This window comes from Trinickia sp. Y13 (assembly GCF_029522115.1).
In the GTDB taxonomy this organism is placed as follows: domain Bacteria; phylum Pseudomonadota; class Gammaproteobacteria; order Burkholderiales; family Burkholderiaceae; genus Trinickia.
Window position 1 is genome coordinate 264,117 of the sequence record NZ_JAKWFK010000002.1, and the last position, 17,931, is coordinate 282,047.

Annotated in this window: 19 protein-coding genes; 6 read left to right on the forward strand and 13 right to left on the reverse strand. The window is 62.1% G+C overall.

The features are described from left to right. Positions 1-6 precede the first annotated feature (6 nt). On the reverse strand, positions 7-1,605 hold the full coding sequence (locus MMB74_RS04250) for an MFS transporter (protein WP_277427354.1): 1,599 nt from the start codon (positions 1,603-1,605) through the stop codon (positions 7-9). A 135-nt stretch (positions 1,606-1,740) separates the two neighbouring features. Between MMB74_RS04250 and MMB74_RS04255 the strand changes: the two genes are divergently transcribed. Continuing rightward, positions 1,741-2,595 carry an EcsC family protein gene (locus MMB74_RS04255; protein ID WP_277427355.1) on the forward strand — a complete coding sequence of 285 codons (855 nt, stop codon included), beginning with the start codon at positions 1,741-1,743 and terminating at the stop codon, positions 2,593-2,595. Here the strand turns inward: MMB74_RS04255 and MMB74_RS04260 are convergent. From MMB74_RS04260 to MMB74_RS04275, 4 genes are all read right to left on the reverse strand, one after another. Then, on the reverse strand, positions 2,565-3,515 hold the full coding sequence (locus tag MMB74_RS04260) for an alpha/beta hydrolase (protein ID WP_277427356.1): 951 nt from the start codon (positions 3,513-3,515) through the stop codon (positions 2,565-2,567). The two genes, MMB74_RS04255 and MMB74_RS04260, sit on opposite strands and share 31 nt — an antisense overlap. A 104-nt stretch (positions 3,516-3,619) precedes the next feature. Then, positions 3,620-4,051, reverse strand: coding sequence for a CHRD domain-containing protein (locus tag MMB74_RS04265; RefSeq protein ID WP_277427357.1), 432 nt, complete (start codon positions 4,049-4,051; stop codon positions 3,620-3,622). 122 nt (positions 4,052-4,173) lie between these two features. After that, positions 4,174-4,566 carry a surface-adhesin E family protein gene (locus MMB74_RS04270; protein WP_277427358.1) on the reverse strand — a complete coding sequence of 131 codons (393 nt, stop codon included), beginning with the start codon at positions 4,564-4,566 and terminating at the stop codon, positions 4,174-4,176. Between the two features lie 233 nt (positions 4,567-4,799). Next, positions 4,800-5,372, reverse strand: coding sequence for a transglycosylase SLT domain-containing protein (locus MMB74_RS04275; RefSeq protein ID WP_277427359.1), 573 nt, complete (start codon positions 5,370-5,372; stop codon positions 4,800-4,802). Between the two features lie 661 nt (positions 5,373-6,033). Between MMB74_RS04275 and MMB74_RS04280 the strand changes: the two genes are divergently transcribed. Genes MMB74_RS04280 through MMB74_RS04290 form a run of 3 tightly spaced genes read left to right on the forward strand, consistent with a single transcriptional unit; the run spans position 6,034 to position 8,942 of the window. Then, entirely contained in the window at positions 6,034-7,137 is a 1,104-nt protein-coding gene (locus MMB74_RS04280) for an ATP-grasp fold amidoligase family protein (RefSeq protein WP_277427360.1), read from the forward strand. Then, positions 7,134-7,880, forward strand: coding sequence for a DUF6875 domain-containing protein (locus MMB74_RS04285; protein WP_277427361.1), 747 nt, complete (start codon positions 7,134-7,136; stop codon positions 7,878-7,880). Before MMB74_RS04280 ends, MMB74_RS04285 begins: the two co-directional genes overlap by 4 nt. A 33-nt stretch (positions 7,881-7,913) precedes the next feature. Next, complete coding sequence (locus MMB74_RS04290) at positions 7,914-8,942, forward strand: methyltransferase (RefSeq protein WP_277427362.1); 1,029 nt, start codon at positions 7,914-7,916, stop codon at positions 8,940-8,942. 95 nt (positions 8,943-9,037) lie between these two features. Here MMB74_RS04290 and MMB74_RS04295 read toward each other — a convergent pair whose 3' ends face one another. Genes MMB74_RS04295 through MMB74_RS04315 form a run of 5 tightly spaced genes read right to left on the reverse strand, consistent with a single transcriptional unit; the run spans position 9,038 to position 12,931 of the window. Beyond that, positions 9,038-9,784, reverse strand: a complete 747-nt coding sequence (locus tag MMB74_RS04295; RefSeq protein WP_277427363.1) for an alanyl-tRNA editing protein — start codon at positions 9,782-9,784, stop codon at positions 9,038-9,040. Beyond that, positions 9,777-10,073, reverse strand: coding sequence for a hypothetical protein (locus MMB74_RS04300; protein ID WP_277427364.1), 297 nt, complete (start codon positions 10,071-10,073; stop codon positions 9,777-9,779). The genes MMB74_RS04295 and MMB74_RS04300 overlap by 8 nt, the downstream gene beginning before the upstream one ends. 11 nt (positions 10,074-10,084) lie before the next feature. After that, positions 10,085-11,050 carry a DMT family transporter gene (locus tag MMB74_RS04305; RefSeq protein WP_277427365.1) on the reverse strand — a complete coding sequence of 322 codons (966 nt, stop codon included), beginning with the start codon at positions 11,048-11,050 and terminating at the stop codon, positions 10,085-10,087. After that, positions 11,047-11,745 (reverse strand): 2OG-Fe dioxygenase family protein, encoded by a 699-nt coding sequence (locus MMB74_RS04310; protein WP_277427366.1) that lies wholly within the window; start codon positions 11,743-11,745, stop codon positions 11,047-11,049. The genes MMB74_RS04305 and MMB74_RS04310 overlap by 4 nt, the downstream gene beginning before the upstream one ends. A gap of 37 nt (positions 11,746-11,782) precedes the next feature. Further along, on the reverse strand, positions 11,783-12,931 hold the full coding sequence (locus MMB74_RS04315; protein ID WP_277427367.1) for a fatty acid desaturase: 1,149 nt from the start codon (positions 12,929-12,931) through the stop codon (positions 11,783-11,785). A 249-nt stretch (positions 12,932-13,180) separates the two neighbouring features. On the opposite strand from MMB74_RS04315, the gene argP reads away from it, so the two are divergent. Further along, on the forward strand, positions 13,181-14,146 hold the full coding sequence (gene argP, locus MMB74_RS04320; RefSeq protein WP_277427368.1) for an HTH-type transcriptional regulator ArgP: 966 nt from the start codon (positions 13,181-13,183) through the stop codon (positions 14,144-14,146). Here argP and MMB74_RS04325 read toward each other — a convergent pair. The 3 genes from MMB74_RS04325 to MMB74_RS04335 all read right to left on the reverse strand — a co-directional run bounded on the left by MMB74_RS04325 (position 14,115) and on the right by MMB74_RS04335 (position 16,921). Continuing rightward, complete coding sequence (locus MMB74_RS04325; RefSeq protein ID WP_277427369.1) at positions 14,115-15,362, reverse strand: hypothetical protein; 1,248 nt, start codon at positions 15,360-15,362, stop codon at positions 14,115-14,117. The two genes, argP and MMB74_RS04325, sit on opposite strands and share 32 nt — an antisense overlap. Continuing rightward, positions 15,359-16,240 carry a fatty acid desaturase gene (locus MMB74_RS04330; protein ID WP_277427370.1) on the reverse strand — a complete coding sequence of 294 codons (882 nt, stop codon included), beginning with the start codon at positions 16,238-16,240 and terminating at the stop codon, positions 15,359-15,361. Before MMB74_RS04330 ends, MMB74_RS04325 begins: the two co-directional genes overlap by 4 nt. Before the next feature lie 264 nt (positions 16,241-16,504). Beyond that, positions 16,505-16,921 carry an ACT domain-containing protein gene (locus MMB74_RS04335; RefSeq protein ID WP_277427371.1) on the reverse strand — a complete coding sequence of 139 codons (417 nt, stop codon included), beginning with the start codon at positions 16,919-16,921 and terminating at the stop codon, positions 16,505-16,507. 393 nt (positions 16,922-17,314) lie between these two features. Here MMB74_RS04335 and MMB74_RS04340 point away from each other — a divergent pair, with 393 nt between their 5' ends. Next, the gene (locus tag MMB74_RS04340; RefSeq protein WP_277427372.1) at positions 17,315-17,902 is read left to right on the forward strand and encodes a hypothetical protein; all 588 of its coding nucleotides are present in this window, start codon (positions 17,315-17,317) and stop codon (positions 17,900-17,902) included. Positions 17,903-17,931: the final 29 nt, after the last annotated feature.

The window sequence follows — 17,931 nt, forward strand, 5'->3', positions numbered from 1 at the left end:
GCTCGGCTATTCCGCCGCGGGCGCGGACTGCGCGCGACGCGTGATGCTGACATGAGGCACGCGCCTGCACTGCCATAACGCCACGAGCGCAACCACGGCGGCCGCGGCGATCCCGGCATGAATGGCTGTCACTAGCGCCTCGCGCGCCAGTTCGAGCAACGCCGCACCATCGCCGCGGCCGGCGTGAGCCAATGCATCGAGCAAACTGTGCTGGGCGTCGCGATTGACGAGGATTTGCGGGTCGCGCATGGTGGGCCACCACTGCATCGCATTGCTTGCGGTCAGTGCGTCGCGCACGCCGCGCGCATAAAGATGCGTGATCAACGTACCGGTAACGGCCGTTCCGAACATGCCTCCGATCATGCGCAGCGATTGCAGCAGCGCCGTCGCGATGCCCAGGTGCTCGCGCCCCGCCGTTTCCTGAGCGAAGACGGTGAGATTGGGGAGCACGAAGCCGAGCCCCACGCCGCCAAGCATCATCAAACCCATCAACAGCGCATGCGGCATGACGCGCGTGGCGAGCGCAGTGCCCGCACAAGCGCACGCGAGCAACGCACAGCCGACATAGAGCATCGCGTTCGGGCGCGGGATGCGCGTCACGATGCGGCCATTGACGATGCTGCCGATCGTGATGAACACGACGAGCGGCGTCACGACCAACCCGGCATCCTTCGGCGATAGCCCGAATCCGCCTTGCAACAACAGCGGCGCATAGAAGATCAGCGAGAACATGGAAAAACCGCCGAGCAGCGAGAGCGCGAAGAGCGCTGCGAGGCTGCGGTTGGCGAACATATCGAGCGGGAGGATCGGCTGCTCGGCACGCCCTTCCCACTTCCATAACCCTAGCGCCGCCACGGCGGCGAGCACCGCGAGGGCCGCCACGCCCGTCGAAAAACCATGCTGCGACAGCGATTCGACGAGCAATTGCAGCGCGCCGAGCGCAACCGCGATCAATAGCGAACCGGGCCAATCCAACCGAATCTTGCCGCGTGTCTGGATATGCCGCAGGTGCGGCAGATAGCGCCACACGAAAATGAGCGACAGCAGTCCGACGGGCAAATTGACATAGAAGGCGGAGCGCCAGCCGTAGTACTGCGTCAGAAAACCGCCGAGCGACGGCCCGATCGCATTGGCGATGCCGAATGCCGAACTCATGAGCACCTGCCAGCGCAGACGTACGACCGAATCCGGAAACAGATCTGGAATGCAGGCGAAGGCGGTGCCGACGAGCATGCCGCCGCCGATGCCCTGCAAGGCGCGCGCGAGCACGAGAAACAGCATGCTGTTGGCGGCGCCGCACAGCACCGACGCGCCCGTGAACACGACGATCGAAGCGATCACGAACGGTTTGCGCCCGAAGTAATCGCCCAGCCGCCCAAAAATCGGGACAGTGATGACCGATGTCAGCAAGTAAGACGTGGCCACCCACGCGTACAGCTCGAAACCGCGCAGTTCCGCGACGATAGTCGGCAACGCCGTGCCGACCACGGTCTGATCGAACGCGACGAGCATCGTGACGAACGAGATGCCGAGCATCGCCAGCAGCGACTCTCGAAACGGCAGTAGTTGCCCCCGCGAATGTTGGGGTGCGGTGTGGACGGCCATTTTTTGCAACCGCAATCGTTGACGAGTCAAAGAATGCGAAATGATAGCATGTGTGACTCCGATTGGCTGGCGGCAAATGCCGGCATAGACTTCGTGAACCCACTCAACTTCGGCGTTCGTTCGCCAACTTACCGCATGGAACCGATCCCCATCGTCGACGCGCGTCTGTCCGCCGAAGACCTGGCTACGCTGGCGAAAGCCAAGCGGGCGCTGGAGACGCAGCCCTTGGCGATGAAGCTGGCCGACGCCGTGGGCACGCCGCTCGAGCGGCTGATGGCGCGCTTGCCGGCTTCGGCGCACGCGACGATCGCCGACGCAACGCGGCGTTCGCTCGAGAAAGCCCTTCAAGCGGCCGTGGCGACACTCGGCGCGCCCGCTTTGGCCGCCGATGAAAATGCATCCACGCGAAGCGGCGCGATTGCGAAACCGCGCGACTGGCTGCACAAGGCGGCGGTGGCGACGACCGGCGCCGCCGGTGGCGCATTCGGCTTGTTCGCGCTACCGGCCGAGTTGCCGGTCACGACAACGCTCATGTTCCGCTCCATCTGCGATATAGCCCGTAGCGAAGGAGAAGACTTGCGTAGCTTCGAGGCAAGGCTTCAGTGCCTGGCCGTGTTCGGCATGGGTCGCAGCGTGCAGGCCGAAGAAGCCGATTTCGGCTACTTCATCGCGCGCGGCGCGCTCGCGCAGGCCGTCTCGAAGGCGTCGTCGGAATTGGCCAGCAAAGGGGTCGCCGCGCATGGCGCGCCGGCGCTCGTGCGGCTCATGAACGCGATTGCCGCGCGCTTCTCGGCGCAGGTCAGCGAGCAAGTGGCCGCCAAATCGATCCCCGCAATCGGCGCCGTGCTCGGCGCGCTCGTCAATACGGTCTTCATCGATCACTTTCAGCAAACGGCGCACGGACATTTCGCGGTGCGCCGTCTCGAGCGGCATTACGGCAGCGAGATCGTGCAAGCCGCTTATCGCGACGTCGCGCCCGGCTCCGTTTGACCGGCGCGCTCACACGCATGAAGCCGCACGAACTGCGCAGCGCGGTCCAGCGCGCGCTTCGCTTCCGGCACGAACGGCGTCCATAGATGCCAGACATGCGGCAGCTCGGGCCAAACCTCGAGCTCGACACGCACCCCTGCGGCACTTGCGCGATCGGCGACACGACGAGCATCGTCGAGCAACACCTCGGTGCTGCTCGCTTGAATCAAGAGCGGCGGCAATCCGGAGAAATCGGCGTACAGCGGCGAGAGATAGGGATTGGTCGGGTCCGCGTCGCCCACATAGAACTTTGCAGCCCGGCCGATCGCGGCCCCGCAGAACATCGGATCGCGGCCATCGTTCGATTCGATCGTGCGTCCCGTGGCGGCGAGATCGGTCCACGGCGAAAACAGCACAGCGGCGGCCGGCAGCGGATCGCCGGCGTCGCGCAAGGCGACGAGCGCGGCCAACGCAAGGCCCCCGCCGGCCGAATCTCCGGCGACGACGAGCGATTCGGGCGGTGTGCCGTCGGCGAGCAAGCGCCTGTATGCCGCCAGCGCATCGTCGAGCGCGGCCGGGAACGGATGCTCGGGCGCCAGGCGGTAATCGAGCGAAAACGTGCGCGTGCGGGCGCGCGCGGCAAGACCGAAGACGAGGGGACGATGCGACGCCGGCGAGCAAAAGTAGTAGCCGCCGCCGTGGCAATACAGCATCGTGCGTGCAACCGAGCCGCAGGCTTCGGGTTCCAGCCACTCCCCGCGTAGCGGTGCATCGCCCGCTCCGTCGCGCACGGCTAACCGCCAGCCCGATGGAACCGATACTCTTCGAATGCGCGTGGACGCATGCGCACGCGCGCGCTCGACGCTCACATGCGGTTTGAGCGTTTCAGGACGAAAGTGGCGCTTCAGCAGCCAACAGGCGATCGCGCTTTGCCAGCTCATCGCGACGCACCCCGCGAACGACGAACGAGCCTTACGTCAAACGCACCAGCGCGCGCGGGCGCCCATGTACCGGCGCAACCTGACTGACTCGCACACGCGGGCAACTATCGCTGCCTCACCTGGCCGCGAATCTCACCGCTCGGATTCGCTTTGGTGTGGACGTTGAAGTACCACTTTCCGGCCATCAGGTCGTTAGCATCAGTCTCAGTCAGCGTTTTGGAGCCGGTAATGGGGCTCGCAAGCTTGTCTTTCGGGATGGGTATGACGGGCGGCGCATTGCTGCCCACGGCCGCCGGGCCATGGAAATGCGCCGCCGTAGCCGGTCCTGTGAGCCCTTGGTAGGAGATGTTCCACTTCAGAACCTTGCTCGACGTGTCGAATTCGGCGTCGAGCTTGCCGCTGCCCGGGGACGTCGTCGGCGGCACCTCACTCGACGGCTCCAGATTCGCAGTGAGCTTGACCGTGTCGGCAAAAGCGGCGCCCGAGGCGAGCGCCCACAACAGAACCGCGACATTCAACTTTCGCATTGCATGCATGTTGTTCTCCTGTCGGTAGACCCCGCCGGTGCGCCAACACCCGCATCCCGGCGGCGTCCCACATACTAGAGCAACTGGAGAAAAAGCGTGCGGACGAGCCGTCGCGCGCGGCGCGATTGCCGCTAGCACACCTTGCGGAACATCGTGTCGACAACGGTGCCCGGACTCACGGCCACCCAGGGCGCATCGGGCGAACGCACGGCGCCCGCGGGTGCACCGTCTGCGCGCAAATAATGCGTATCGAGCGTGCGCCACTGCTTACCGGCGCAATCGATTTGATAACGCGAGACCGATACGGCAACGGGCGCGCTCGCGCCCGGCATCATCGCAGGCGCCTTCCACGTGGTTTTGGCGGTGTATTCGATGTAGCCGTCGGAATCGGTTGCAACGCTATCGGTATCGACGGCATAAGCCAGGTCGCTAGCGCTCTTCAGTGCGGTCCACTGCGTAGCGTCCGCGTAGGCTGTCGAGCCGAGCGCAACCGTGAAGACGATAAGTGGGCGGAGCCAATTCATATTCTTTTCCCTGACGTTCGAATTTGGCCCTGCTTGCGAATTCGTTAATTATTTTGGAGTCCTGCATATTTGCCGCACGATGGGTCAGATTCTAGCAGAGCATGCGAGCGGCGCGACAGGCAGCATGTCCTGATTCACGCAGTGCTGGCGCAAAGTGCAGGATCGGGTGAGCTCGATGCGCTCACCGAGCGGCATCCACTACGCGAATGCGGCGGGCGCTCGCCGCCGCACTGTCACTGCGGCGATTGCGCAGCGGGCACTCCGGCATCGCTTGCCCCGTCGACCGTCTGGAAATCCTTCGCCCGCAAACTGACTTTTTGCGCATAGGCCGAAGAACCGCCGTAGCTTTTGAGCGCGGCGCTCACGTCCCCCCGAGCCGATTCGAGATAGCCGTGCAAGATTGCCGATCCCGCCTCGATGTTCGCCGCCGGCTCGGTAAGGTCGAGGTTCTTGACCAGGCGCTTATGTGCGGCCGGCACGACCTGCATGAGTCCCGTCGCGCCGTGTGCGCCGCGAGCGCGTTCCTGGAACCGCGATTCGATCGAGATGATCGCCAGCACGAGCGCCGGGGGGAGCGAATATTTGGAGGCGGACGCCATGACCGCTGCCGAAATCTGTTCCGCTTTCGCACGGGCGAGCCCGAACTTGTGCGTGAGCAAGTCGCGGATACGGTGCAGTTCCGCGCCCATGGCTCCGCTCGCCGCGGCCGGCGGCTCGGCAGCGGGCGCCGAGGCGTCGGACGGCTGCGCGATCGCGGGCGCGGCCAGCCCAAGGCAGAGGAGCAAAGCGCAAATAAACCGGGGCATGAAGGCTAGCGGTGTGACGATGCGCCGCATTATAGCGGCTCGAATCCGGCGCTTCAGGGGCCCGATCGACTTCATCTGCCGATTGCCTCTAGCCCCGCCCTGCAAGGGTTCGAGCGAATCGGGGTAAGCGGTGGCGGCCAGCGGCAGTCAATTGCCGCCGGCCGTGGAGTGCGGCAATGGCACGCGAGGCGCGCGGCGTCATCGTAAGTACGCTCCGTACGACACGCATTGGCTACACGAGCTGGCGGCGACCCGGGACTGAGGGAAAAGCCCGCACGCGGGCGTCGCCAAAAAAATCGACGCCCTCCACGACCACTGCGCATCGGACATTATCAACCGCCTGGCAGCGCATGTCCGAAAAACCCCTACTGCAACGCGAAGCTTTAAACGCCGGTTGCGCACGCCGTCGCACGTTTCTTCTAACTTATCCGCATTACCTCATACCAAGGCATAACGGCGAGCATATAAGTAACAAGACTAAACAAATTTCTATTTCTGTAAGCAAAGATTGCTTCGCAACAGACCCGCGAAGAACTACGTCATAAAACGCCAAACGTTCCCGACTTCCGGCTCGGCTTATTGCTTGGCCAAATTCCCAATGGTTCTATTTGTGTGCAACCAAGCAACCCCAAAGCAGACGCATCGAAGGGAAGGGAAACACATGCCGACCGTAGCCGAACCCGATTCGCAGCCGCCGGCCTCGATCGAGCGACCCGGCTGCGAGAGCGCCGCGCTCTTATTGTCGGGTGCGGCGCTCCCAGCATGCGGCGCGCGCGCCGAATCGGCGTCCCTGCACCTCCCTTTTGCGCAGAGCGTCCCAACGCGGGCCCGTTCGGCGCTCGAGGCAGGCCTGCGCGGCGCATGGCATGGGGCCAAGCGTTTTATCCCCGATGCGCTGTTCCTCTGCTTGTCGCACTGGCGCCGCGTCCGCCGCTGGCCCAACCTCGTCAAGCCGCAAACCTTCAACGAATTCATTCTTCGACGCTGCCTGCACCCCGACCCCCAATGGAGCGTGCTCGCCGACAAGCTCGCCGTGCGCCAGTTCGTGAAGGAGCGGATCGGCGAGGCGCATCTCGTCCCGCTCATCGCCATCCCCGACGTGTTCGATCGAGCGCTGTTCGACTCCCTGCCGAACGCCTTCGTCATGAAGACCAATCACGGCTGCGGTTACGTCAAGATCGTCCACGACAAACGCCAAACGTCCTTCGACGAATTGAGCCGCCTCGCGCAAAAATGGCTGGCCGACGATTTTTCTCGCGCGTCTCGCGAGCGGCATTACCGCGCCATCGAGCCGCGGCTTTACTTCGAGCAATTGCTGCTCGATCAAAGCGGCCACGTGCCCGCCGATCTAAAACTCAATATGTTCGGCCGCGATGCGAATGGCGATCCGATCATTTACGCCGGCATCGTATCGGACCGTTTCGGCACACCGCACGGCGACGTATTCGACGTGCGATGGAATCGCGTCGACATTGCCGTCGGCCATTATCCCCAAAGCGCGATTGCACCGCCGGCGCCCCCGCATTGGGATGAAATCGTGCGTCTCGCCACGCGTTTGGCGGACGGTCTCGGCTACGTCCGTGTGGATTTGTACGTTCCCGACGGCAAAATTCTCTTCGGAGAACTGACATTTACCCCTGGTGCTGGCGTGTTCCCCTTCCATCCGGATCGAATCGATTACGAATGGGGACGCCTGTTCGAAGCCATGCTCGACAACGAGAAGCGCAGCGGTCACAAGCACTTCAAACAAGGAAGCACCGTATGAACGAGCAGAGCCTTATCAGGCCGGCAGCGGAACCGGTTTCGCACGCCCTTGCGCAGATCGAGCGATCGCTGTGCGTGTCGACCGAGATCGACGGGCAACCCCACGGGCCATTGCGCAGCACGTATGCAACGGGCCTCGCATGGATCCGGCGCTTCATCATGCAGCCGCACCCGAACCTTGGGCGCAAAGGCGCCGTCTGCCCTTTCGCGAAGCCCGCGCACGAAGAACAGGCCTTGCTCTTTTGCGCCTTCGACGCGGCGGATATGCCGTTCGCTACGTATATCGACACCTTGATGCGATTGCCGAGCATATTCGATCGGCTCGCCAAGCAACGCCGCGAGCCGTCCGATCTCCTCTCGCTCGCCATTTTTCCGCTCGGCTTGCGTGCGGATGCGAATTACAAGTTCATCGACTGCACGCATGGGATCTTGAAGCCGTTCTACATGGAGTGCGGATTGATGCTCGGAGAATTCCATCCCGACAGCACAGTGCGCGGTGCGCACTCACCGACGTTCCGCCCGATGCGAGCCGACGTGCCGATGTTCGTGATTCGCGCGATGGCCCTGCATGACATTCTGTTCATCGACGGCGAATCGACGCCGCTCGGCATGCGCGTGCACGAGCTCGAGTGCTACCTGCGTTGGAACGCGCACCGGCTACCCGCGAGCGAGGGCGAGTTCATCCGCTCGCGGCTCGCGCAACGCAAAGCGCAGTTGGCCAGCGATGAAGTCGCTGCCGTTTGAAGCGTCGACACTTTTAAAGGAGGATCTGTAACGATGGACGAATTGTCGTGGGAAGAATGGCAATCGCTTTGTGAAATGATGAACGGCTACATCAAGACTCAGGTGCTTTCCAGCGCCTGCGATCTTGGCGTATTCGACGTGATCGAGCGAGGCGCGACGCTTGCCTCTTTGCCACGGCAACTCGAAATCGACGAGCATGGCTGCCGCGTGTTGCTGCTTGGGCTCAAACACCTGAAGCTGATCAATGTCGGCGAAACGGGCAAGATCGAGAACGCGCCGCTCACGCGACGCTGCCTGCTGCGAGGGTCCGCGCAATCGATGGTTCCGTTCGTGCATCTGAACGACAAGATCCAGCATCGCGCCTGTCTGCATTTCACGCAGGCCTTGCGCGAAGGACGCAACGCGGGCCTGGACGAATTTCCCGGCGACACGCCCACGCTCTATGGACGCATGGCGGCCAATCCGGCATTGGAGCGGCTCTTTCATGAAGGCATGGGCGCGTACACGCGGCTGTCGCCGCGCATGATGGCCATCGAGGAATTCAGCGACGTGTCGCGCTTGCTCGACGTCGGCGGCGGCGACGGCACCAATGCGATTCGTTTGTGCGAGCGTTATCCGTCAGTGCGCGTCACGTTGATCGACTTGCCCTCCGTCATCGAAAAAGCCCGAGCGAACATCGCCGCGCGCGGCCTCGAAGAGCGCGTGACGTGCGAGGCGGTCGACATGTTCACGGACCCCTGGCCGCAAGGCTGCGACGGCGTGATCTTCTCGCACGTGCTCGAGATCTTTTCGCCGGAAAAGATCCAGTTTCTCTACCGGAAAACGCGCGCGTATCTCGCCGACGGCGGTCATTTGTTCGTCTGGTCGCTGATGTGCGATCCGGATGAAGCGGGCGGCTTGCAATCGGTGAAGTCGTCGCTGTACTTCGTCACGGTCGCGAGCGGACAAGGCATGGCCTATCCGGTGCGGGACCATACGACGTGGTTGCGCGACGCAGGTTTCGACGTCGTGTCCGAGTACGACGCGCGCACGATCGATCACTGTGCGCTGGTCGCGCGCTGAGGGCGAACGAGGCGCCTCCTTCGTGACATGAGGGCGGCGTTGCAACGCGTCATGGGATAGGGTGAACGAGCCGAGCACCGCACGATTGCGTCGATTCAGCGCTCGAAGCGAAGCACGACCCTGCGATTGCACCGCCCCTTTTTCTCGATCTTCTCGCAAACGACCCGCCCGATCTCCGTCGTTTTCGCCACGTGCGTCCCACCGCAGGGCTGAACGTCGATGCCTTGCACGTCGATGATCTTTATCGCGTCGCTAGTTTCCGGCGGCAACGCATAGCGATTTCTCACCAGGCCGAGAAGCTCCGCGCGTTTTTGAGGCGCAACCAATGACGTCGCGACCTCGATCCCCGCCTCGACCAGATCGTTCAGCCGGCGCGTGATGACGTCCTTGGTCAATTCCATTTCCGGCAGATCGAAATCGAGCCGCCCTTTGCCGCCGCCCATGCCGCAGCCGGTAACCGGCGCACTGATCAACGAGCAAAGCAGATGCAGGCAGGTGTGCATCCGCATGTTCTCGTAGCGCGTTTCCCAGTCGATGGCGCCGTCCACGGCGCCTCCAACGTCCCCCGCTTGGCCCGGCGTCGCCACGCGATGCCAAATGACGGCGCGGTTGGCATCGTCGCGAAAGGTCTCCACCACGCGCGCAGTGCCCGACTTCAGTTGCAAGAACCCTGAGTCTCCCGGCTGCCCGCCCCCCGCTGGGTAGAACAACGTTCGATCGAGCGCGATCAGGTCGTCCCTCACATCAAGCACCGTCGCGCTGAAGCTGCGCGCATAGGCGTCGTGGTCGAACAATGCAATCGTGGCGAAGTTGGGCATGGAATCGTCGAATCGATCAACCATGGTTAGCTTTTTCAAGGAACGCATCGGCTAGGCCGACGCACAGAGGGAGCTTTTCGCTAATGCTTCGGCTTTCCGGCCACACGAAAACCATGCGTATGCCGTGCCGCACGACTTTCGACGAAAGACTCACGAGCGCTTCGCCGGGGTCGAGCAAGACGTGCCGGCACAACTGCCAGTCCAATAGATCGGCCAAGCGCTGTGCCCCGGCTGGCCGATCCCCCATGATGCCGACGCGATCTCCGGGCCTGATGCCGTAGGCTTTCATGAGAGCGTCGAGATTGCTTTTCACTGCTGGTCTCCTCACGCACCGTGAGTGCTTTTCTTGCCGCTTCTGCTCGCAAGGCGAGAAACGGTGGAGAATGGATTGACGCCGCTCGCGTAGGCTGCCGCGGAGGCCACGATCAGCACGCCGCCGCCCAATTGCGCCGGCGTCAATATCCGCCCGAACGCGAAGAAATCGACCGTCACGGCCACGAGCGGATACACGAAACTGAGCACCGCGATACTGCTCGTTGCGGCCTTTTTGAAGGCGCCATAAAGCAGTATGTACATGAACGTCGTGTGAACGAGCCCTAGCGCTGCGATTGCGGTCACTTGCGACGGCGAAGCCGGCAAATCGTGGAAATTGGCCAACGGGATGAAAACCACGGTTCCGATCACCATGTGCCCCACCGCGATCAGTTCCGGTCGAAGCGATCGCGAGAGCGACCGTGTAAACAACGTCGTGGCCGCATAGAGCGTGGCCGCCGCCAGCGCGCATGCGATGCCGAGGCCATACGCACGATCGTCGTGCTGAACGCCGGGCTGCGCGAGCACGACGAGCCCGGTGAAGGAGAGGACGAGCCACACAATGGCCGCGCGCGACGGACGCTCGCGCCGCACGAGAAAGCCTGCGATCAACAGCAGAAACGGCTGCACGTTATACACGACCGTGGTGATGCCGACGGACGTCAACCGGTACGCCGTGAATAAAAAACACCAGTTGGCGATGAGCGTCAACGCCCCGAAGAACAAGTTGACGCATTCCTTCCTGTCGAGCCGCAGCGAGCGCAAGTACCCACGAAAGAAGCAATACGTTGCAAGACCCACGGAGCCGATGGCGCAACGGAACCAGACGACATTGAAGGGGCTTTGCTGCGACATCAGCACGAAGAACCCAATGGTCCCGGAGATGACCATCGCAATCGCCATATAGAGCTGGCCCAACCGCTCGTCGGATATCTGAGGGCCTCGGCCTTGTGCGGGTCCGTCCAATCGACCGCTCATTTCTGCTGAACCTCCGCCTCGAGGTTGACGAGCATCACGTCGCGGTACGCGGTGCCTTGCGTCGCCCCCAGAGGCGTCACCGCGTGCTTCTTCGCCCGATCGACGATCAACGTATCGAACGGATTCGACAGCCGCAGAACGTTCGTGGGTTTGCTGTCCATTTCCGAAATCACGCTGTCCGCCCCAATCGCATTTCGCGTCAGCTCGATCAAATGAATGAAAACCAACGGCTCGTCATCGAGATGCAGCCAGACGGGCGAGCTGTACGACGCCCCGCCGCAGTTTGCTTTGTATCGAATGAAATGCACGCTGATGTTGACGATCTCCTGCCGCACCCGATCGCAATACTCGTCGATGTAAGTGCTGTCGCACTGGAAAAGATGGCGAAAGACCCGGTTCTCGAGAATCGATTCATCGATCGCCGGAAACACCCTGACGCGCCCGCCATCGCTATCGTTGGCGCCGTACGATTGAAAGTACGACTGATTCGGGTTCAGGCGTATCTGCGCCGTCTTTCTGTCGTAGACGATCTTGATCATCGCCCGATCGCGCACCGCGGCGTAAGGATCGGGCTTCACCTGCGCATCGTAAAAGCGCTTGAACGATCGGTACGCTTCGTCACCTAGGCCTTCGAGGTACGCGCTGCCGGGCACGAACTTGAAGCCATTCACGATATTGATGAGTTCTCTTTTCATTTTTCGTCTCTCTACTAGCGCCGGCCCATCAAGCCCGTCAATTCAGCCGGTAGCGCAACCCTTCCACCGGCGCGGCAGCCGGCGCCGCACTGATTCGTCGCATGACCTCGTCGATGACATGGTGAATACCCCATATGTCCGTGTACGAGTACATGCCTCGCGCAAACTCGTTTTGCAGATCCGCTTCGCGCCGTTGGATCGCGTTCGGCCAACCGCGATCCGCTCCGGCTCTATGATGCCAATCGTGAACGATGAGCGATCCTTGCACGATCAGTAGGCGCGCAGGGAGATGGATGAGTAAATGCTCGGCCCACCATCCGCTCCAAGCGCGCAGCCACCGGATCCCGGAGAGTCCGTAGGCAGGCAGCATCCGCCCGCAAAAACGGCCGTGGCTGTTCTTCACGTGCGAGTCTCGAACTTTCTCGCCGCTCGTTCGCAGCACCCAAGCGTGCTCGGTCACCAAATGAAGCAACGAGCAGATTTGATAGATCACGGTGAGCGGAAGCGCGATCGAAATCAAAAACACCTGCAAGCCCAGCCCGTGGGCCACGCCCGCCAGCGCGGAAAACCACGCGAGCGTCATCGCGACCCTGTAGGCGGGCGCATCGATCAAATTGCTTTTGATTCGCCCCCACGCGTACTGCAGATGGAACAGTGGATTGACGCATTGCCAGAGCAGGATCCATCGCATCCGTTCAACGGGAACGCCAGGCTGTAATCCCAACATATAGATCGCTGCCAGATCTTGATCTTCCATCGTCGAAAAATCGCGGCCGTGGTGCTCGTACACATGAAACCGTCGGTACGCATGGAACGGCTGCACGACGGTAAGCGTCGACAATAATTCGCACAAAATCAGGTTCGCCCGTTCCGAGCGGAAGACCGCGTGATGGACCCCATGATGAATAACGGTGGCGACGATATAGCGCGCTCCCGAAACGGTGAGCGTCACGGAAAGCAAAAGCCAAAAGGCGCTGGCGGCAGACAGCAATACCGCCACGGATGCCGCCATCCCGCCAAGGAAAAGCGCAATGGCCCAAGCGGTGGATTCGAGCGGGCTGATCGGCCTCGATACCCTGCCGTGCAACTCCTTGCCCGTCAACCATGTCCAAAAACCCTGAAATGGAAGACGCGTATAAGACTGGCGGATTGCCGCAGATCGTTCTAATTTTTCTCGCAATGTCATTCCGTCACCCTAAGCAATTTCGGCGACAATGCTATCAGCCGCTCGCGCCGTCGTATCACCGTTCAATTTCTTTGGTTGAGCGAGAATGTTTCTAAACGACGATGCTTGAAATCGATTTTTCCCGACAACGCGCCTTGAATAAGGCGCGCTAGAACGATGCGGGCCGCGTGATACTATCGCCGGCGGTTTCCTGCCAATTTTGATCGCAAGTTTTCAACGTCCAACCAATATTCCGAGACCGGAGCGGCCATGCTTGACAGAAGCCAATTGGAAGCTTTTGCGGCGATCGTCGAACATCAAAGCTTCGAGCGTGCCGCAAATGCGCTGAACATCACGCGCGGCGCGATTTCGCTGCGCATCAAAGCGCTCGAGGAAGCGCTCTCGGCGGTGCTGCTGGTTCGAAATCGCCCGGTGCTGCCCACCGTCGCCGGCGAAGTCCTGCTTCGGCACGTCAACGCGGTGCGCCTGCTCGAACAAGACGTTTATCGGCAACTCGTGCCCGAAGGCGGGCGGCATCAACGCGCAAGGCTGGCCGTCGCCGTGAATGCCGATTCGCTTGCGTCGTGGTTCGGCGCATGCACACAGGCGTTGCTCGAAGCGCTGCCCGTTGCGCTCGAGGTGCTCGTGGAAGATCAGGACCATACAGGGCCCATGCTGATTCGGGGAGAGGTCGTCGGGTGTGTGTGCAGCGAGTCGAAGCCCGCTCAAGGGTTCGAAGCGATCCGCCTCGGCTCGATGGAATATCGCTGCGTCGCCGCGCCCGCCTTCGCGCAGCGCCATTTCCCCAATGGCCTGACCGTGCACGAGCTCTGCTCGGCGCCGGCGATCTTATTCAATCGCAAGGATTCCCTCCACGACGATTTTTTGAAGATGCTGTTCGGCGTGGAGCCGCGACAGTATCCGCGCCACTACTTCCCCTCCCCCGTAGCGTTGCTCGGCGCCATTCAAAGCGGCAATGGTTACGGCCTCGTTCCGATGCAACAAGCGCAAAGGCCGCTAGCAAGCGGGGAGCTCGTCGATCTCTGCCCGAAGCTCGGACTTTCCATCCCCTTGTTTTGGCATCACTGGCAGCAGGAGCCGCCCCTCGCTCGCCAAGTCACCGATTTCATCGTGCGCTTTGCGCGCGCCGCGCTTGCCTTCAGCGAACCGCCGGACGTATCGCTCCAAGAGACGGAAAGCGCCGCTAGGCCGCGCGCGCGAATCGGCGCCGGCTGACTTCGAGCGCGAGGACCGATGTGAGCATGCCCGCCCCCAGGAACATCAGCTCGACGTTTCCCGTGACGAGACCGAACCATTTGGTCGCGTAAAGGGCGATCGACGAAAGACAGCCCGCCACGAGCGCACGTTGCGCGGCAACCGGCGGCACGCCAATGTTCAACAGCAGCAGCGCGAACAGCGGGCCGATGCTTGCGATGTACACGATGTTCAGGTCGATCATCGTTTCGATGATCGCCTGCCCGCGGCTCGCGACGATGGTGCCCAACAGCACCACGACCGCCGACGCCGGAGCCTTCGCGTCCTCTCGCGTCGTTTCGGGCATCGCCAGCACCGCAGTCGACATGGCACGGACGACGGCCGCGCCCGAGCCGAGCGCCGCGGCGATCAGGGTGAGCAGCATGACCGTCCCCGCCCCGCTTCCGAGGCGGTCCGACATGTGGGCGAGGACCAACGGGATCGCTTGCTTCGCCTCGTCGGTGTGCGCGAGCCAGCCCGCGCCGCTAGCCGCGAGCACCGCCGATGCCGGTAGGGCACCCACGACGATCAGCACGACGGCGGCGAGCGCGCAGCCTGCCACGGCGGCGGCTGGGCTGCGGGCCGCGATGATGAATTGCTGATAGTCGGCGCCGGTTACGACGAGAAAGACGACCGCGATCGTCATTGTCGCCACTTCCGAGCCGCCCACCCGATGAAGATCGCTCGCAAAGCGCGGGATGGCATGCAAATAAATGTCGAGTCCGCCGAGATCGAGAACCGCTAGCAGCAGAACGATGCTGCCGGCCAATAAGCACAGCGCGAAAATCTTTGAAGCCACCCCTAGGCGAAGCTGCGCGGCAACGAAGATCGCGAGCGACACGATCGGCAGCGACAACGCGCCGGGAACGCCTACCATCGATAGCGTCGTGCCCGCCCCTTGGATTTGCGCAGCGAGCACGCCCGTCATCCAGATGACCGAGAGCACGGCGACATAGCGCTTCACGACGGTGCCATATCGGTTCCCGAATAGATCCCACACGGGCATGCCGATGCGCCATAGGCGAGCCGACAGAAACGCAAGAAGCAGCATGCCGGCGCCAGTCAGCCACGGATACAGGCAGCCAGCCATGCCGTGCGACATGGCGAGTTCGCCTGAGCCGAAGAGAAATCCAATGCCGTAGCTTGCGGAAACGAGCAACGCCGCAACCTGCATCGCCCCCAACCGATCGCCGCTCATCGGGCGGGCGCCATGCTTTGACGGCAGCGCACGGCGGCGGCGCTACCCCATAGATACGACGTGCATACGACGCCGCGTGCGCAGTAGCTAGGCAAGCACGAAAGCGTGCGCCAGACTTCGGGCAGGCGATAGTACGGCACCGCGGGCACCAAGTGATGCGTGAGATGGTATCCGTTGTTATGCGGGTGAACGATCCAGCGCCAGCGGCGCGCGACGGCCACATCCCGAGTAAACGAATAAATTCCGCCAGCGGTCATTCCATAGTGATCGCACATTTCACGCCACGTCGTAATTGCATGGAAACCGGTTGCTTTCGCAACGTACCAAGAGATGACGAACACGGCGGCAAATCCGGGTCCCGCACTCAGTGCCAACAAAGCCGAGAGAGCGACCCACCAGCCGACGAGCATCCACCGCCGCCCCGCGCCGACGTTCGAATCGATCAGGTGGCCGGCCACCGATGCGAGCCAGCCTCTCGCAGAAAGAAGGAGCTTGCGATAGGTGCGCCACCAATCCGGGAACGAACCCGTCGCAGGCGCGATGTAGTCGGGATCGTGCTGGCTCATGCCCAACATCGCATGGTGACGGGCGTGGGTGGACCGGTAACGCGCGAGATCCGCGAGAAGTGCGGGCGCCAAGAACACGCCCGCCATCATATCGTTGAGCCGAGGCGTTCGATAAAGATTTCGATGACCGGCTTCATGCAAGAGATTGCCGAGCGCGCGTTGCCGATTGGCGATGAGAAATAGCGCCGGCACGGCCGCGGCAATGCCGAAACGGCAAAGGCACGAGACCGCCACCATAATGAGCGCCCAATCGAAAGCGATGTCGAACGCTGGGCGCACTTGGCTGATTCCCCGCAGGTCTATCGCACTCATCCCGCGTTCGGCGAGTTCTCTATGAACCTGATCCGCATCCGCCCATACGGAACCCGGGCCTGCATTTTGTCGATTCATCGCAATGCCGTCGAATAGGAAAATCGGAACGGAGGCGACTGGCCAGAGCGCTGCCATGACCTGCCGCGCCGAATTCTATCCAGCGAGCATCAATCGGTATCGCGGTTTAAAAATTATTGCCGAGCGCTAGTGCGGCTTACGCCATCGATGGAGCGGCGAGCGGCACGATCACGCACATCGACGGCGCTAAAGCCCTTCTCGGGGCGCCGTACCGGTCGTGATCGAATAAAGCACGGCCATTGCCCGCGCGGCATGCTGGACCGGGACGAACAGATGATCATGGTAAAAGGCCGAAACGGCGTTGCAGGCAATGCCGGCCTCGGCTAGGGCGGTGGACACCGACGACAAGAAACCGACTGCGGCGAGGTCGGAGTGGACCTCGAGCGTGATCAAGCGCGACTCGAAGGAATACGGCAAGCACCGCGATTCGGCGACCTCTTTCTCGACGATGGCCGTAAGCCCTTCGGCTTCGCGGAAGAGGCAAATCGGATCGAGCCCATCGGGCAGGCGGTGATCGGCAAAGCTGCAGAACACATAGTGCGGCGACGCCAACCGCGGCGCCATCTCGCGCAGCAGGACTGCCAGATCGCTCTGTTGGCTCACACGGAATTTCCTCGCTTCGAATTTGCCGGCCGCGAAATACTATCACGCAGGCACATGGCGGCATTGCTTGCCCGCGCTGCCGACTCCCTATCTAGCACCGGCCATCGAAGTTCGCGACTACGGGGATTGGGAAACCACGCGGCCGGGTGGTTACGGACTTCATCTTTTCTTATGCGACCATATGACGCTTTAGCAAAATGAGATGAGACTGTTCGTCGTCAAACCAGCCTCCTCATTCTTTCACCACCGCTTTACGGGCGGCACTGGCAATGCCGTCTAACACGCCAGCGTCTCGTTGGCGTGGCACGCATCGCTTGGAATGCTCGCATCGCATTTATTATGAATGTCCTATGCGACAATATCGGCCGACTACATTCGGGGATCGATAATTCAATGAAACGCTTTCTTTTGATTGCCTTGTGCCTGGCGTCCACCTCGGTCTTCGCAGGCGAGCGCAGACAGGTTCTACTCGAAACGCCCGTCACCTACGCCGCGGGCGCAGGCGTCGTCGAGCGAGTCAAGGACGAGTGCCACATCGACGATATGTTGACGCGCCACGTCGGAGAGGCGCTTCGCCGGCTCAATCGAACTGGCGAAGGGACGATCGAAGCGAACGGCGCAGCGGGCGATGCCGAGATCCTAAAGCTGCAGATCACCTACGTGATGGGCGTGGGCGGCGGCGCATGGACGGGGCCCAAAGCCATCTCGCTGTCCGCCGATCTCATCGACAACGGCCAGGTCGTGCGGCACACGAAGTTCAAACGCTGGTCTGTCGGCGGAATGTGGGGCGCCTTCAAAGGCACGTGCTCGATTCTCGACCGCACGGCTGTGGTCATAAGTAAAGACTTGAGTCGCTGGGTCCATAATCCGCGCTATGTCATCAAGGATGAAGATGCGCCCGATCAAGCCTCGGCGCCGGAGGCGGCTTCCGCGACGGGCGCTGCCACGGCCGCGCAGGATAGCGGTGAAAAAGTGAATTGATCGAGGAGCGATGGTTGAACCGCCCCGGG

Bases quoted from the DNA above. Each gene is read 5' to 3' on its own strand.
- MMB74_RS04340 (WP_277427372.1), top strand. From the start codon at position 17,315: ATGAAACGCTTTCTTTTGATTGCCTTGTGCCTGGCGTCCACCTCGGTC.
- argP (WP_277427368.1), top strand. From the start codon at position 13,181: ATGCTTGACAGAAGCCAATTGGAAGCTTTTGCGGCGATCGTCGAACAT.
- MMB74_RS04260 (WP_277427356.1), bottom strand. From the start codon at position 3,515: ATGAGCTGGCAAAGCGCGATCGCCTGTTGGCTGCTGAAGCGCCACTTT.
- MMB74_RS04290 (WP_277427362.1), top strand. From the start codon at position 7,914: ATGGACGAATTGTCGTGGGAAGAATGGCAATCGCTTTGTGAAATGATG.
- MMB74_RS04265 (WP_277427357.1), bottom strand. From the start codon at position 4,051: ATGCATGCAATGCGAAAGTTGAATGTCGCGGTTCTGTTGTGGGCGCTC.
- MMB74_RS04285 (WP_277427361.1), top strand. From the start codon at position 7,134: ATGAACGAGCAGAGCCTTATCAGGCCGGCAGCGGAACCGGTTTCGCAC.
- MMB74_RS04275 (WP_277427359.1), bottom strand. From the start codon at position 5,372: ATGCCCCGGTTTATTTGCGCTTTGCTCCTCTGCCTTGGGCTGGCCGCG.
- MMB74_RS04330 (WP_277427370.1), bottom strand. From the start codon at position 16,240: ATGAGTGCGATAGACCTGCGGGGAATCAGCCAAGTGCGCCCAGCGTTC.
- MMB74_RS04305 (WP_277427365.1), bottom strand. From the start codon at position 11,050: ATGAGCGGTCGATTGGACGGACCCGCACAAGGCCGAGGCCCTCAGATA.
- MMB74_RS04315 (WP_277427367.1), bottom strand. From the start codon at position 12,931: ATGACATTGCGAGAAAAATTAGAACGATCTGCGGCAATCCGCCAGTCT.
- MMB74_RS04255 (WP_277427355.1), top strand. From the start codon at position 1,741: ATGGAACCGATCCCCATCGTCGACGCGCGTCTGTCCGCCGAAGACCTG.
- MMB74_RS04270 (WP_277427358.1), bottom strand. From the start codon at position 4,566: ATGAATTGGCTCCGCCCACTTATCGTCTTCACGGTTGCGCTCGGCTCG.
- MMB74_RS04250 (WP_277427354.1), bottom strand. From the start codon at position 1,605: ATGGCCGTCCACACCGCACCCCAACATTCGCGGGGGCAACTACTGCCG.
- MMB74_RS04295 (WP_277427363.1), bottom strand. From the start codon at position 9,784: ATGGTTGATCGATTCGACGATTCCATGCCCAACTTCGCCACGATTGCA.
- MMB74_RS04310 (WP_277427366.1), bottom strand. From the start codon at position 11,745: ATGAAAAGAGAACTCATCAATATCGTGAATGGCTTCAAGTTCGTGCCC.
- MMB74_RS04325 (WP_277427369.1), bottom strand. From the start codon at position 15,362: ATGAGCGGCGATCGGTTGGGGGCGATGCAGGTTGCGGCGTTGCTCGTT.
- MMB74_RS04280 (WP_277427360.1), top strand. From the start codon at position 6,034: ATGCCGACCGTAGCCGAACCCGATTCGCAGCCGCCGGCCTCGATCGAG.